This window comes from Terrabacter ginsenosidimutans (assembly GCF_039539425.1).
Lineage (GTDB): Bacteria > Actinomycetota > Actinomycetes > Actinomycetales > Dermatophilaceae > Terrabacter > Terrabacter ginsenosidimutans.
On sequence record NZ_BAABDC010000001.1, the window covers coordinates 1,089,040 to 1,104,215 of the forward strand.

Here is a 15,176-nt window from a genome sequence, read left to right on the forward strand (position 1 = left end):
GCAAACCCCGCGGCCGTCGCGCCGCACACGGATGGCGTATGCCGGGAGCGGGCTCCCGCACCCGGCAGCGGACCCGCGCCGGCGAGGTCATGGCCAACTGCTACGGGTTTCCCAGCCTTCTTTAAGGTCAGGCGCCCATAGTCGTTCTCGTGAGTTGCTCCTGTGCGACTCGGTGATCTCCTCCCCCTGTCGGATCACCGGGTCAAAGGGCACCCGCTCCCGCTGGTCGAGTTCGGCGACGTGACCAGCGGGGGCGGGTTTTCTCGTATCCGGGGACGTCCACCTGGGGCCGGCTTCCTCGTGCAGCCTCCGCCAGCGGCCTCTCTCAACCGCCTTCGACGTCAGATGGCGCCGTCGGCGACCTCGACGTCCGAGAGCAGGGCCTGCACCTCGGCCGTCGTCGGCATCGCCGTCGAACAGGCGCGACGGCGTGCGACGAGCGCGCCGGCGACCGTGGCGAAGTGCAGCGTGCGCTCGAGGTCCCAGCCCGCGAGCAGCCCGTGGATGAGGGCACCACCGAACGCGTCCCCCGCGCCGAGGGCGTTGACGACCGTCACGGGGAAGGCGTCGACGCCGACCACCTCGTCCGGGGTCATGGCCAGCACGCCGCGAGACCCCAGTGTGACGACCGCCAGGTCGACGCCTGCCGTGAGCAGCGCACGGGCGGCCTGTCGGGGGTCGGACTCACCGGTGACGAGCTCGCACTCCTCGAGGTTGCCGACCGCCACGGTGGCGTGACGCAACGCCTCCAGCGCCTGGGTGCGGGCCTCGTCGCGGGCAGCACCCGCACTGTGGTCACGGTCGCGCCAGAAGACCGAGAGGTAGTCGAGGTCGAGCACCGTCAGCGGCGCCCGGCCGCGCTCCTCCCGGGCGGCGACATGGGCGGCACGGCTCGGCTCCTGGCTGAGCCCGGTCAGGTTGGACCAGTAGACGCGCGCGTCGCGAATCGCCTGCAGGGGAAGGGATTCCGGAGTGATGAGCAGGTCTGGCGCAGTCGGGTAGCGGTAGAACCAGCGCGGGAAGTGGTCGGGCGGGAAGAACTCGCAGAAGGTGACCGGGGTCGGCGGCCCGTCGGTGATGGTCTGCACGTAGGCGTCGTCGACGCCGAGCTGCAGCAGCTCGCGGTGGACGAACCGTCCGAAGGCGTCGGCGGCGGTGGCGCTGACGATGGCCGCGTGCCGGCCGTGGCGCGCCGCGGCGACCGTGACGTTGGCCGCGCTGCCGCCGAGGAACTTCTCGAAGGTGTGCACCTCGTCGAGGGTCACGTTGTGCTGGAGGGGGTAGAGGTCGACGCCCACCCGACCGATCGCGACGAGGTCATGGACGGTCGGGGTGACGGTCATGGTGCCTCCTGCGGATGCCAGGCTCGGGCGACTACCGGGACCTCCACGCTAGCCGCGATCGGGCCGCTCCATCAGGTCACGGAATGGTCACGCCTCTTGACCGATGCCTCCCCCCGCCGCCATTCTCCTCGTGAGAGCGCTCTCACGGCCGCGTTTCACGCACGGAGAGCGCTCCCACACCCACACTGGGGATGAGACCAAAGGAGCTCTCCATGACATCCCGTTCCACCCGGATCGGCGCGCCTTCCGTGCGCTCTCGCCATGCCGTACTCGCCACCCTCACCGTCGGGCTGATGGCCCTCACCGCCTGCAGCTCCGGCTCGGGCACCGACGGAGCCGCCACCCAGGCCGGCAGCACCGGCGGCGCAGCCGGTGGCCCGGTCACCCTGACCCTCGCCACCTTCAACCAGTTCGGCTACGAGGAGCTCATCCCCGAGTTCGAGAAGTCGCACCCGAACATCAAGGTCACGCACAAGAAGGCCGCCACCTCGAACGAGGCCCGCGACAACTTCTTCACGCGCCTCTCGGCCGGCAGCGGCATGGCCGACGTCGAGGCCGTCGAGGTCGACTGGCTCCCGGAGATGCTCCAGTACTCCGACAAGTTCAACGACCTCAACTCCTCCGACGTCGCCGGTCGCTGGCTCGACTGGAAGGCCAAGGCCGCCACCGACGCCGACGGCCACCTCATCGGCTACGGCACGGACTCGGGCCCTGAGGCCATCTGCTACCGCAGCGACCTCTTCAAGGCCGCCGGGCTGCCGAGCGACCGTGAGTCCGTCGCCAAGCTCTTCGGCACCACGTGGGAGAGCTACTTCGCCGCCGGCAAGCAGTTCAAGGCCAAGTCCAAGGTCCCCTTCTTCGACAGCATCGGGGCCACGTACCAGGGCATGGTCAACCAGCTCCCCGCCGCCTACGAGAACCCGAGCGACGACTCGATCACGGCCACCGAGAACGCCGACGTCAAGAAGGTCTACGACCAGGTGGTCCAGGCCGGCATCACCGACGGACTCTCGGCCAAGCTGCAGCAGTGGGGCGACGACTGGACCGCCAGCTTCCAGAAGGACGGCTTCGCGACGATGCTCTGTCCCGGCTGGATGGTCGGCGTCATCGAGGGCAACGCCAAGGGCGTCAAGGGCTGGGACGTCGCCAACACCTTCCCCGGTGGCGGCGGCAACTGGGGCGGCTCCTACCTGACCGTGCCCAAGCAGAGCGCCCACCCGAAGGAGGCCCAGGTGCTCGCCGCCTGGCTGACCGCCCCCGAGCAGCAGGTCAAGGCCTTCAAGAAGGTCGGCGCCTTCCCGAGCCAGAAGCAGGCGCTCGAGAGCCCGGACCTGCTCTCCTTCAAGGTGGCGTCCTTCAACGACGCCCCGACCGGGCAGATCTTCGCCGACCGCGCCAAGGCCGTGACGGCGACGCCGTACAAGGGCACGCACTACTTCGCGATCAACGACGCGATGCAGCAGGCCCTGACCCGTGTCGAGCAGGGCACGGCGCCCCAGGAGTCGTGGGACAAGTGGGTGGGCGACGTGAAGGCCCTCGGCTGACCTGACCCCGCCGGTCGACCGTCGCGACACACGCCGTCGCGACCCGCCGACCAGCCGACCGCGGACGGCCCGGTGCACCCCTCACCGTTCACCCGGGCACCGGGCCGTCCGCCCGACCATCGGAACCGCCATGACCGTTCAGTCCCCCAGCCGCACGACGCAGCCGGACCCGCCCGGCGCCCCGGCGTTCGTGCAGCGCTCCCCCCTCCAGCCCCGTTCCGGGTGGCGCAGGCGCCTGACGAAGCTCGACGAGAAGGGCGCGCCCTACGCGTACATCTCGCCGTTCTTCATCCTCTTCGGCGTCGTCGGGCTCTTCCCGCTGCTCTACACGGCCTGGGTCTCGCTCCACAAGTGGAGCCTGATCGGCGGCCAGGGCAGCTTCGTCGGGCTCAAGAACTACACGGACGTGCTGGCGCAGCCCTACTTCTGGAACGCGCTGAAGAACACCGTCAGCATCTTCCTGCTCTCGAGCGTCCCCCAGGTCATCGCCGCCCTGCTCATCGCCGCGGCCCTCGACAGCGGCCTGCGGGCCCGGACGTTCTGGCGGATGGGCGTGCTGCTGCCCTACGTCGTGGCCCCGGTCGCCGTCGCCCTGATCTTCAGCGACCTCTTCGGCGACAAGTTCGGGCTCGTCAACCACCTGCTTGGCCTCGTCGGCGTCGACCCGGTCCAGTGGCACAAGGAGGTCCTGCCGAGCCACGTCGCCATCGCGACGATGGTCAACTTCCGGTGGACCGGCTACAACGCCCTGATCTTCCTCGCCGCCATGCAGGCAATCCCCCGCGACTACTACGAGGCCGCGATGATCGACGGCGCCGGACGCGTCCGCACCTTCTTCTCGATCACCGTCCCGCAGCTGCGCGCGACCATCATCTTCGTCGTCATCACCTCGACGATCGGCGGCCTGCAGATCTTCGACGAGCCGCGGATGTACGACCAGTACGGCCTCGGCGGCGCCGACCGCCAGTGGCAGACGCTGACCCTCTACCTCTACCAGCTCGGCTGGACGCAGAAGAACTTCGGCCGCGCCGCCGCCGTCGCGTGGATGCTCTTCCTCATCGTCGTCGTCTTCGCGGTCGTCAACTTCCTCGTCACCCGCCGGATCGCCTCGAAGGGACCGCGATGACCGCCCCGACCCTGACCCCCGCACCCGCGGTCAAGCCCCGCCGCGGCACGCGCCTCGTGCGCCGCACCCAGGCCAGCCCGACGGCATACGTCTTCCTGGCGATCGTCCTCGTCGGCTCGGCGTTCCCGCTCTGGTGGTCCTACGTCATCGGCAGCAAGGACTCCGCCGCGATCGTGCAGGACCCGTACTCGTTCATCCCGGGCGGCCACTTCCTCCAGAACGCGAGCACCGTCATCACGACGATCCCGTTCTGGAAGGCCCTCGGCAACAGCATCCTCGTCAGCTCCACGGTGGCGGTGCTCGTCGTCCTCTTCTCGGCGATGGCCGGCTTCGCCTTCGCCAAGCTGCGCTTCCGCGGTCGCAGCGGGCTGCTCGTCTTCGTCATCGCGACGATGGCCGTGCCGACGCAGCTCGGGATCGTGCCGCTCTTCATCGTCATGAGCAAGCTCGGCTGGATCGGTAGCCTCTGGGCCGTCATCCTGCCCAGTGCGGTCAGCGCCTTCGGCGTCTTCTGGATGACGCAGTACCTCCAGGAGGCCCTGCCCGACGAGCTCATCGAGGCCTCGCGCGTCGACGGCGCCTCGACGCTGCGCACGTTCTGGTCGGTCGCCCTCCCCGCGGCACGTCCCGGCGCGGCGATGCTCGGCCTCTTCACCTTCATCGCGACGTGGACCAACTTCTTCTGGCCGTTCATCATCCTCGACCCGGGCAACCCGACGCTCCCCGTCGCCCTGCAGCAGCTGCAGGCGGCCTACTTCGTCGACTACTCGCTCGTGCTCAACGGGGTCGTGCTCATGGCACTGCCCCTCATCGTCCTGTTCGTCTTCGCCGGGAAGCAGCTCGTCTCCGGCATCATGCAAGGAGCAGTCAAGGGATGACCGCGCAGACGCGTAGCCCCCAGCCCCTCACCGTCCCCGATCTCGTGGTGGCGCAGAGCCGCCCGGTGCCGCAGGACTTCGTCCTCGGTGTCGCCACGGCGGCGTTCCAGATCGAGGGCGCCCGTCACGAGGACGGCCGCACCGACTCGATCTGGGACACGTTCTCGCACACGCCGGGCGCCGTCGTCGACGGCGACACCGGCGACGTCGCCTGCGAGCACTACCACCGGTATGCCGCCGACGTGGCCCTCATGAAGTCGCTCGGGATGCAGTCCTACCGCTTCTCGACGTCGTGGGCGCGGGTGTGTCCCGGCGGCGGACCCGTCAACGCCAAGGGCCTCGACTTCTACGAGCGGCTCGTCGACTCGCTCCTCGAGTCCGGCATCGCGCCGTGGCTGACGCTCTACCACTGGGACCTGCCGCAGGCCCTCGAGGACCGGGGCGGGTGGACCTCGCGCGAGACGGTCGACCGGTTCGTCGACTACTCCCTGGCCGTGCACGACCGGCTCGGCGACCGGGTGCGCACGTGGACGACGCTCAACGAACCGTTCTGCGCGGCCTTCCTCGGCTACACCGCCGGCATGCACGCGCCGGGCCGCACGTCACCCGCCGACGGGCTGGTGGCCGCACACCACCTGATGCTCGCGCACGGTCGGGTCGTGCAGGAGCTGCGCGCCCGCGACGCCGGGCTCGAGCTCGGCCTGACGCTCAACTTCACCGTGGCCGACCCGCTCGACCCGTCCGACCCACGCGACGTCGACGCCGCCCGGCGCATCGACGCGCAGATGAACCGGATCTTCCTCGACCCCATCTTCCGGGGCGCCTACCCCGCCGACCTGCTCGAGGACGTCCGCCACCTGGGACTGACGGACCACATCATGGACGGCGACCTCGAGGTCATCTCCGCGCCCATCGACGTCCTCGGGGTCAACTACTACAACGGCGAGGCCATCGGGCACGAGCCCCCGACGGCGTCCCTGGCCGACAGCGTCAACGGCGGCCGGGTCACCCGCTCCCCCTTCCCCGCCGCCGACGACGCCCACCGCCACCCCCGGGGGCTGCCGGTCACGGCGATGGACTGGGAGATCCAGCCCGACGGCCTGACCCGCCTGCTCGTCCGGCTCCAGCGCGAGTATGCCGGGCCGGCCGGTGTCGCCCTGCACGTCACGGAGAACGGCGCCGCCTTCGACGACGCGCCCGACGAGGACGGCTTCGTCGACGACCGCGGCCGGACGGCATACGTCCGCGCACACCTCGGAGCGGTCCTCGACGCCGTCGACGCAGGGGTGCCGGTGCGCGGCTACTTCTACTGGTCGCTGCTCGACAACTTCGAATGGGCGTGGGGCTACGCCAAGCGCTTCGGTATCGTCCGAGTCGACTACGACACCCAGGTGCGCACCCCCAAGGCCAGCGCGCTCGACTACGCCCGGATCATCGCGACGCGCCGGCTGCCCGCCCCGTGGGCCGGTCTGGACGCGAGCGGCGACGGCGACGACCCTGCAGGAGAATCCACGACATGAGCGACGGGACGCTGGCCACCCCCGTCGGGCGACCGACCCTCGAGGAGGTCGCCCGGGTGGCCGGCGTGTCCCGGGCCACGGTCTCGCGCGTCATCAACGGCTCGCCCCGGGTCAGCGCGGACGTGCTCGCGATCGTCGAGAAGGCGATCGCAGAGCTCAACTACGTGCCCAACCGGGCCGCCCGGTCGCTCGTGGCCCGCGCCACGATGTCGATCGCGCTCGTCGTCCCCGAGGACGCGCACCGCTTCTTCGGCGACCCCTACTTCGCGGACGTCGTCCAGGGCATCAGCGACCGGCTCGACGACAGCGACTACGTGCTCAACCTCCAGCTGACCCACCCGAGCTCGCCGTCGGAGAAGACCCGGCGCTACCTGCTCGGCGGCAACGTCGACGGGGCCATCGTCGTGTCGCACCACTCCGGTGACCACTTCCTCACCTCGCTCAGCCGGTCACTGCCGGTCGTCTTCGGCGGCCGGCCGATCGGCGAGGAGGCCAAGGACAGCGACTACTACATCGACGTCGACAACCGGCTCGGCGCCGTCACCGGCACCCAGCACCTCATCGACCGGGGCCGCACCGCCATCGCGACGATCACCGGGCCGGAGGACATGCCGGCCTCCGTCGACCGCGAGCAGGGGTGGCGCGACGCGCTGCGGGCAGCCGGGCTCTCCGACGAGCGCGTCGCCCGCGGCGACTTCACCGAGGCGGGTGGCATCCGGGCCGCCTTGACGCTCGTCGACACCTACCCGGACGTCGACGCCATCTTCGTCGCGAGCGACCTCATGGCGAGCGGCGCACTGCTCGCCCTCGAGGAGCGCGGCCTGCGCGTCCCCGAGGACGTCGCGATCGTCGGATTCGACAACAGCAAGTACGCCACGCGCGGCAAGGTCGGCCTGACCACCGTCGCCCAGCCGGCCCAGGAGATGGGTGTCGTCATGGCCGACACCCTGCTGCGCCTGCTGGCCGGCGAGTCCCCGCCACGTGTGACGACCCTCGACACCCACCTCATCATCCGCGACTCCACCTGACACCAGCCGATCGCCGTCGACCACTGGCACGCGGGTCGATTCGCATGGTGTCGATTTGCGCGGTTCCGCGGGTCGGCGCCTCCGATCGGTGCCACAGTTGATGACGTCGCCGGATCGAAGCAGGTCCATCCAACAGGTTCCATGACCGGGCCCTGGCGCCGCGTGACGACCGTTCGGGCCCGCCATGGCCACGTCCAAGGCGGTGAGGGCATGGCTGCCCGCAAGATCTTCTCCGACAGTGTCGTTCCCCTGCCCGAGTCCGACGGGCCGGCGCCCAACGGGGCGATCGTCCAGACCGCCACCCAGCGCGAGCTCGACGACACGCTGGACGTGCTGTTCACGCTGTCACTCGACCCCGAGTCGACCGCGGCTCTCGAGGCCAAGGTGGCCGCGGGGGAGGTCGCGACCCCCGAGGAGATCGCGGCGGCGACCGCACCGGACGCCGTTCGCTCCAAGCTCACGAGCTGGCTGGAGTCCCACGGCTTCTCGGTGGCCAAGGCGTCCGCGGACGGCACCTCCGTCTATGCCACCTCCACCGTCTCCAACATCTCGAAGCAGCTCGAGGTCGACATGGCCAAGGTCACCAAGGACGGGGTGACCTACTCCGCGGCCCGCACCGCACCGAGCCTGCCCGCCGACATCGGTGAGGGTGTGCGGGCCATTCTCGGCCTGCAGCCCTTCCGGCAGCTGAACAAGCACTTCCGCAAGTACGTCGGGCCCACGGGCATCTCCGGGGCGCGCGCCCTGACGGCGGCAGCCGCGGCCGCTGCGACGGGGACGCCGCCCTACCTCGTCGAGGACCTGCGCGCGGCATACGGGGCCCGCGGCCTCTCGGTGACGGGCGACGGCCAGGTGATCGCGATCCTCATCGACACGGTGCCTGCGACCAAGGACCTCAAGGCGTTCTGGGCTCGGAACGGGCTGACCGGTCCGTCCGCCAGCCCGAAACGAGTGAAGAAGATCAACGTCGGCGGCACCACGCTCCCGCCCGCCGAGGGCGAGGAGACCCTCGACGTCCAATGGTCGAGCGGCATCGCGCCGGGCGCGCAGATCAGGGTGTATGCCGCAGGGTCGCTGCGCTTCGTCGACCTCGACCAGGCGCTCGACCGGATCGTCTCCGACCTGCCGCGGTTTCCCGGCCTGCGCCAGCTCTCCATCAGCCTGGGGCTCGGCGAGACCTTCCTCGGCGGCCCCGGCGGGGAGGTCGCGGCCCAGCACCAGAAGTTCCTCAAGCTGGCGGCGTCCGGAGTCAACGTCTTCGTCTCGAGCGGCGACGCCGGGTCGAACCCCGACGGGTCGGGCCACGGTTCGAGCGGTCCGTTGCAGGTCGAGTACGAAGCCTCCGACCCGGTCGTCATCGGAGTCGGCGGCACGTCGCTCGACCTGAGCTCCACGGGCGCCGTCACGAGCGAGACCGCCTGGACCGGCAGCGGAGGCGGTGTGAGTGCGCTCTTCGCACGCCCGTCCTGGCAGACCGGACCCGGCGTCCCGGCCGGCGACAAGCGTCTCGTTCCCGATGTCAGCGCGGCGGCCGACCCCAACACCGGCGCCCTCGTGATCCTGCACGGCCACGACAACCAGATCGGAGGGACCAGCTGGAGCGCCCCGGTCTGGGCCGGCATCTGCGCGCTGCTCAACGAGGCCCGGGTCACGGCCGGCAAGCCGGCCCACGGCTACCTCGCGCCGCTGCTCTACCCGCTGGCCGGGACCAACTGCTTCCGGGACATCACCTCGGGCAGCAACGGTGCCTACCAGTCCTCTGCCGGCTACGACCGCGTCACCGGCCTCGGCACTCCGCACGTGGGCAACCTGATCAACCGACTGACCTGACGGGACGGCTCGGCCTGCTCGGCCTGCTCGGCCTGCTCGGACCTGGTCGACCCGGTGGACGAGGGGGTGGGGGGCACGACGAGGGGCCGGGTCCGCGTGATGCGGACCCGGCCCCTCGACCGTGCTGCTGGAGCTGGTGAGCTGCGCTCAGGCGGGGACGACCTCGAACGTGAGGGTCGCCGCGACCTCGGGGTGCAGACGGACGGTCGCCTCGTAGGAGCCGAGCGTCTTGATGGCCTGCTTCACCTCGATCTTGCGCTTGTCGAGCTCCGGGCCACCGGCAGCCTTGACGGCCGCGGCGATGTCGCCGTTGCTGACGGCACCGAAGAGGCGACCGGACTGGCCGGACTTGGCCGGGACCTTGACCGAGGTGGCCTCGAGCTGGCCCTTGATGCCCTTGGCCTGGTCGAGGTCCTTGATCTCGCGGACCTCGCGACCCTTGGTCAGGGCGTCGACCTGCTTCTGGCCACCCTTGGTCCACGGGGTCGCGAGACCACGCGGCATCAGGAAGTTGCGACCGTAGCCGTCCTTGACCTCGACGACGTCACCGGCCGTGCCGAGGCCGGTGACCTCGTGCGTGAGAATGAGCTTCATGGTGTTCTCCTGGTTCTCGAGCGGCCGGGCTCAGCGAGCCGAGCTCGAGTAGGGAAGCAGGGCCATCTCACGGGCGTTCTTGACGGCCGTGGCGATGAGGCGCTGCTCCTGGACGGACACACCGGTCACGCGACGCGCGCGGATCTTGCCGCGGTCGGAGATGAACTTGCGCAGGAGCGCAGTGTCCTTGTAGTCGATGTTCTCGACCTTCGCCGCCTTCAGCGGGTTGGCCTTCTTCTTGGGCTTGCGCACAACGGGCTTTGCCATCGTGGTGCTCTCCTTCTTGATGAGAGCCCGGGGGTTCGTGCCCCGGGATGGAAATGAACTTCTTGGGTATGCCGTCCGGCTCAGTTCACCGGACGACGGTGCTGACCTGCTCGAGCGAGCTCGAGGGCTCGATCAGAAGGGGGGCTCGTCGTAGCTGGGGGCTGCGCCCCAACCACCGCCCTGCTGGCCGCCCGACTGTCCGCCGGAAGGCTGACCGCCGCCGGAGGGCTGGTTGTTCCAGCCACCGCCGGCACCGCCGGCACCGGCCGGAGCCGCCTGGCCGCCGGCGGAACCACCGGTCGCCCACGGGTCCTCGGCCTGGCCGCCACCGGAGCCACCGCTCCAGCCGCCGCCCTGGCCACCCTGGCCGCCGCCGAAGCCGCCACCGCCAGCACCGCCAGCACCGCCGCGCTGGGTCTTGTTGACCTTTGCGGTGGCACTGCGCAGGGACGGGCCGATCTCGTCGACGTCCATCTCCACGACGGTGCGCTTCTCGCCTTCCTTCGTCTCGTAGGACCGAGACTTCAGACGGCCGGACACGATCACGCGCATGCCCCGCTGGCACGACTCGGCGACGTTCTCCGCCGCGTCGCGCCACACCGAGCAGCGCATGAACAGCGTCTCGCCGTCCTTCCACTCATTGCTCTGGCGGTCGAACTGCCGCGGCGTCGAGGCCACGGTGAAGTTCGCGACCGCAGCACCGGACGGCGTGAAACGCAGCTCGGGGTCGGCGGTCAGGTTGCCGATGATCGTGATGACGGTGTCGCCTGCCATGCGTGGGCTCCGTTCAGTCCTTCGTCGGGTGATCGAGCGGGTTCAGTGACTGTCGCTGAATCAGGCGCCGGGGCGCAGCAGCTTGGTGCGCATGATCGACTCGCTGAGGTTCAGCTGACGATCGAGCTCCTGGGCCGTGGCCGGCTCCGCCGTCATGGTGACGACGACGTAGATGCCCTCGGACTTCTTCTTGATGTCGTAGGCGAGGCGGCGACGGCCCCAGATGTCGACGTTGTCGACGGTGCCGCCATCGCTCTTCACGACGGTGAGGAACTTGTCCATCGTCTTGTCGACGGTGCGCTCTTCGGTCTCCGGGTCGAGGATGACCATGAGTTCGTACTGACGCATGCTTCTAACCCACCTCCTCTGGTCTCGGCGGTCACGAGTCTCTCTCGTGACAGGAGGGTTGCATTCGTCCCACCGCGGGCACGGGGCCCGGCCTGATCTTCCAGCCGGGTTCAGCCTCTCAGACCGCACCGACATCGAGTCGGGTCGATCCACAGGCCACCGGGCACACGGCGAACTGGGCAAGACTACCGGGCCGGACGGCATACGCCGAATCAGCAGGACCCCGCCGCGCCGCCGCTCTCAGGAGAAGCGGACGATCAGCCGGTCCTCGGCCCCGCTCATCGGGCCGGCCAGGTCGTCGGCCTCGACCGTCCCCCGGCCCCACCGCTCGCGGGCGCGCAGCCACACGACGGCCACGAGCCACAGCACGGCCACGACGCGCAGCATCGAGAAGAAGGCGTACCAGGGCGCCGGCAGGCCCCGGTCGGGCACGGTCGTCGCGGCGATCGTCAGCCACACGGCGACGAAGTTGAGCGCCTCCGCCCCGGCCCAGATGAGGTGGTCGCGCCACTGGAGCGCGCACCATGCGACGAGCGGCAGCAGCCACACGGAGCTCTGGACCGTGAAGGACTTTCCGGTGACGAGGACGAGACCCACCATGACGAGCGACACCTCGGCGATCGTCGGACGCCGCGCCGACGTCAGCGCGAGCACCGCCCCGGCGAGCAGCGCGACGAGCCAGCCGACGACCGCGAGGGCCGTCACGGCGCCCTCGGGCAGCGGATGGCCGGCGAGCTGCGGCAGCAGCCACGGGGAGCCGTAGCCCGCGGCGGCGGACGCCCAGCCCTGGTAGGGCGACAGAGCGGCCTCCCGGTTGAGCAGCCAGAGACCCGAGAGCAGCGCCCCGAACGTCAGCAGCGCGTAGCCGACGACCCGACCCATCTCGCGCAGCCGTCCCGAGCGCACGCACAGCAGCGCGATGGCCACGAGGATCAGCACGGGATACGACCGGGCCCCGATCGCCAGCCCGAGCAGCACGCCGGCGAGCGTCGGGTTGCGCCGCGACCACGCCCACATGCCCGCGCTGGCGAGCGCCACCCCGAGCAGGTCGGCGGAGATGAAGCCTGCGAGCACCACGACGGGCGACAGCGCGACGTGCGCGGCCGAGAAGGGTCGGGCCGCCGACGACGCCACGAGCCACACGATGGCGAGCAGCAGCAGGGTCAGCAGCACCGACCACAGCGCGAAGTACCAGGCGGCTCGCGTCTTGAGCGACCCGACGTCGGGCCCGAGGCTCGCGACCGCGGTGAGCACCAGTCCGGTCAGGGGCGGCTGGCCCGTGACGGGCGCGCCCGCGCTGCCCTGGAGGTAGGCCGCGACGCCGGCCTTGAGGTTCGCGTCGCGGTACGCCGTGGGCAGGTCGGCGTAGCAGGCGCTCCAGAACTGGGTGTCGCCCGAGAAGCCGGTGCGCAGGCAGGGTGCGCGCAGCAGGATCGCGAGACCCGCGGTGACGGCCGTCAGCGCGGACAGCAGCGCGGCCGTGAGCACCCACGGGAGCTCACGGGCCGCGGCATACCGCCCGCGGGGGCCTCCGATGACCTCGGAGGCCGCCCGCACGACGGGGTCGTCGACCTTCTCGGTCACCGAGCGCTCACCCCGTCACCCCAGCTCCCGGGCCCGCGTCATGGGCCGTTGCCGGGTTTGGTCGACGTCGGCGACGGCCCGGGCAGGGGGATCGTGATCGTCGGCTGCGCCGTCGTCGTCGAGGGCTGGGGCTTGCCCGTGCCGTTCGTCTTCGTCGGCTGGCGCGTCGTGGTCGGCGCCTGCGTCGTCGTCGTGGGCGCCTGCGTCGTCGACGGGGCCTGGGTCGTGGTCGGCGGCGGCGTGAACGTCGTCGTCGGTGTCGGGATCTTGTCGTCGCCCACGCCTGCACGGGCGGGGAACTCCTGGACCTCCATGTTGTCCGTGACGACCTTCATGAAGTCGAGCCAGATGTTCGCCGGGATCGTCGAACCGTCGTAGAGCTCCGACTCGGCCGGGCTCAGCTGCTGGCTGCTCTTGCCGTCGGCCGTCGGCTTGTACATCCCGACGGAGACCGCGAGCTGCGGGATGAAGCCGGAGAACCACTTCGACCGGTTCTCCTCCGACGTGCCGGTCTTGCCGGCGACGGGGCGGTTCAGCGTGCGACCGATCTTCGTCGCGGTGCCACCCGGCTTGATCGTGTAGGTCATGGCGTCGGTGGTGTCGGCCGTGACGTCCTTGTCGAACGCGCGCCTCGTCTGCGGCTTGGCGTCGTAGGTGAAGTCGCCCGTCGACGAGGTGATCTTCTTGACGAGGTACGGCTTGGACCGGATGCCCTGCGACGCGATGGTCGAGTAGGCCGACGCCATGTCGATGACGTGGGGCGAGGCCGTGCCGAGGATGTTGGTCAGGTCCGTCCCGAGCCCGGCGGTCTTCTCCGGGATGCCGGCGTCGATCGCGGCCTGCCGCGTCAGCGCGGGCGTGATCTGGTCGTTGAGGTTGACGAACGCGGTGTTGATGGAGCGCCCGATCATCCGGCGCATGTCGACCTTGCCGTAGGACGTGTCGTTGAAGTTGTTGATCTTCGTCCCGGCGATGGTCTGCGGGCTGTCACCGTCGAACTTCGTCTTCGTCGAGACACCGTCGCGAACCGCTGCGAGGACACCGAACGGCTTGAAGTTGGACCCGCCCTGCATGATCGCCTGCGTCGAGGTGTTGTACTGGTCCTTCGAGTAGTCGGGACCGCCGTACATCGCCACCACGGCGCCGTCCCCGGGCTTGATGGCGACGAGCCCGCCGGTGACCTTCTTGGGCAGGTTGTCCTTCATCGCCGCGACCGCAGCGGTCTGGGCCTTCTTGTCGATCGTCGTGACGATCCGCAGGCCGCCGGTGTCGATGTCCTGCTCCGTCAGACCCGTGCCGAGCAGCTCGCGCTTGACCTGGGCGGTGATGTAGCCGTTGGGACCCGACGAGAACTTGTTGCCCTTGTAGGGCTGGATCTTGGGCAGCTCGGAGAACTTGGCCCGGTCGGCCGCGCTCAGCCAGCCCTCCGACACCATGCCGTCGAGGACGTACGCGTAGCGCTTGGTCAGGTTGGCCTTGGCGTTCTCGCCGTTGGCGGGGTCGTAGAGCGAGGGGGCGTTGATGACGGAGGCGAGCACCGCACCCTCACCGACGGTGAGCTTGGAGACGTCCTTGCCGAAGTAGGCCTTGGACGCGCTCTGGATGCCGTAGGCGCCGCGGCCGTAGTAGATCGTGTTGAGGTACTTCTCGAGGATCTCGGACTTGGAGAGCTGGCCGTCGATCTTGATGGCGATGAGGATCTCCTTGGCCTTGCGGGAGATCGTCCGGTCCTGCGTGAGGAAGTAGTTCTTGACGTACTGCTGGGTGATGGTCGAGCCGCCCACCTGGGCCTCACCGGTGACGCTCGTCTTGACGGCGCGCAGGATGCCACCGACCGAGATGCCGTTGTTCTGGTAGAACGTGCGGTCCTCGGCGGCGATGTGCGCGTCCTGGACGAACTTCGGCACCTTCGAGAGCGCCACGGACTCGCGGTTGCCGTCCTGGACGGCGATGCGGTCGAGCTCGGTCTTGCCGTCGCTGTAGTAGACGATCGAGACCTGCTTGTTCGCGAGCTGGTTGGGCTGCGGGATGGAGGTCTGGTTGTAGGCGATGACGACGCCGACGACGCCGAGCACCAGCAGGACCGCCGCCGCGATCGAGCCCCACTTGAGCGTGCCGACGGCCCACTTCTTCCAGCCGGTGCGGCCTTCGCCGTCACCGTCGTCGAAGCTCGCTCCCCGCGCGGACCGGCCGTTGCCGTTGCCGTTACCTGCGCGCTGGGCCGAGGCCTTTTCGGCCGCCAGCTGGGCAGCGCGGATGTCGCGCCTGCTCTGCGTCACAACCTGCTCCATTCAGTGATCAGGCCCGAGAGAACCGTCCCGAGCCGCGACTCAGTATGAC

13 protein-coding genes are annotated in these 15,176 nt (G+C 69.9%); 6 read left to right on the forward strand and 7 right to left on the reverse strand.

Features of this window, described 5'->3' with window-relative positions; translation table 11 throughout:
• Nucleotides 1-341: 341 nt before the first annotated feature.
• Entirely contained in the window at nucleotides 342-1,343 is a 1,002-nt protein-coding gene (gene iolC, locus ABD831_RS05115) for a 5-dehydro-2-deoxygluconokinase (protein WP_344942484.1), read from the reverse strand.
• A gap of 212 nt (nucleotides 1,344-1,555) precedes the next feature.
• Here iolC and ABD831_RS05120 point away from each other — a divergent pair, with 212 nt between their 5' ends.
• From ABD831_RS05120 to ABD831_RS05145, 6 genes are all read left to right on the forward strand, one after another.
• Nucleotides 1,556-2,887 carry an extracellular solute-binding protein gene (locus ABD831_RS05120; protein WP_142175498.1) on the forward strand — a complete coding sequence of 444 codons (1,332 nt, stop codon included), beginning with the start codon at nucleotides 1,556-1,558 and terminating at the stop codon, nucleotides 2,885-2,887.
• A gap of 130 nt (nucleotides 2,888-3,017) precedes the next feature.
• On the forward strand, nucleotides 3,018-4,013 hold the full coding sequence (locus ABD831_RS05125; protein ID WP_142175496.1) for an ABC transporter permease subunit: 996 nt from the start codon (nucleotides 3,018-3,020) through the stop codon (nucleotides 4,011-4,013).
• Entirely contained in the window at nucleotides 4,010-4,891 is an 882-nt protein-coding gene (locus ABD831_RS05130; RefSeq protein WP_344942489.1) for a carbohydrate ABC transporter permease, read from the forward strand. Before ABD831_RS05125 ends, ABD831_RS05130 begins: the two co-directional genes overlap by 4 nt.
• A complete protein-coding gene (locus ABD831_RS05135; protein ID WP_344942492.1) occupies nucleotides 4,888-6,411 on the forward strand; it encodes a GH1 family beta-glucosidase in 1,524 nt (507 codons plus the stop codon). Before ABD831_RS05130 ends, ABD831_RS05135 begins: the two co-directional genes overlap by 4 nt.
• On the forward strand, nucleotides 6,408-7,439 hold the full coding sequence (locus tag ABD831_RS05140) for a LacI family DNA-binding transcriptional regulator (RefSeq protein ID WP_344942494.1): 1,032 nt from the start codon (nucleotides 6,408-6,410) through the stop codon (nucleotides 7,437-7,439). Before ABD831_RS05135 ends, ABD831_RS05140 begins: the two co-directional genes overlap by 4 nt.
• Before the next feature lie 210 nt (nucleotides 7,440-7,649).
• Nucleotides 7,650-9,269, forward strand: a complete 1,620-nt coding sequence (locus ABD831_RS05145) for a S53 family peptidase (RefSeq protein WP_344942497.1) — start codon at nucleotides 7,650-7,652, stop codon at nucleotides 9,267-9,269.
• Nucleotides 9,270-9,416: 147 nt separating this feature from the next.
• On the opposite strand, the gene rplI is transcribed toward ABD831_RS05145, so the two are convergent.
• The 6 genes from rplI to ABD831_RS05175 all read right to left on the reverse strand — a co-directional run bounded on the left by rplI (nucleotide 9,417) and on the right by ABD831_RS05175 (nucleotide 15,115).
• The gene (gene rplI / locus ABD831_RS05150) at nucleotides 9,417-9,863 is read right to left on the reverse strand and encodes a 50S ribosomal protein L9 (protein ID WP_142175486.1); all 447 of its coding nucleotides are present in this window, start codon (nucleotides 9,861-9,863) and stop codon (nucleotides 9,417-9,419) included.
• 30 nt (nucleotides 9,864-9,893) lie between these two features.
• Nucleotides 9,894-10,130, reverse strand: coding sequence for a 30S ribosomal protein S18 (gene rpsR, locus ABD831_RS05155; RefSeq protein WP_013494395.1), 237 nt, complete (start codon nucleotides 10,128-10,130; stop codon nucleotides 9,894-9,896).
• Between the two features lie 132 nt (nucleotides 10,131-10,262).
• A complete protein-coding gene (locus ABD831_RS05160; RefSeq protein WP_344942501.1) occupies nucleotides 10,263-10,904 on the reverse strand; it encodes a single-stranded DNA-binding protein in 642 nt (213 codons plus the stop codon).
• Between the two features lie 60 nt (nucleotides 10,905-10,964).
• Entirely contained in the window at nucleotides 10,965-11,252 is a 288-nt protein-coding gene (gene rpsF, locus ABD831_RS05165) for a 30S ribosomal protein S6 (protein ID WP_344942504.1), read from the reverse strand.
• Nucleotides 11,253-11,492: 240 nt separating this feature from the next.
• On the reverse strand, nucleotides 11,493-12,836 hold the full coding sequence (locus ABD831_RS05170; protein ID WP_344942507.1) for a hypothetical protein: 1,344 nt from the start codon (nucleotides 12,834-12,836) through the stop codon (nucleotides 11,493-11,495).
• Between the two features lie 38 nt (nucleotides 12,837-12,874).
• Entirely contained in the window at nucleotides 12,875-15,115 is a 2,241-nt protein-coding gene (locus ABD831_RS05175) for a transglycosylase domain-containing protein (protein ID WP_344942510.1), read from the reverse strand.
• Nucleotides 15,116-15,176 lie beyond the last annotated feature (61 nt).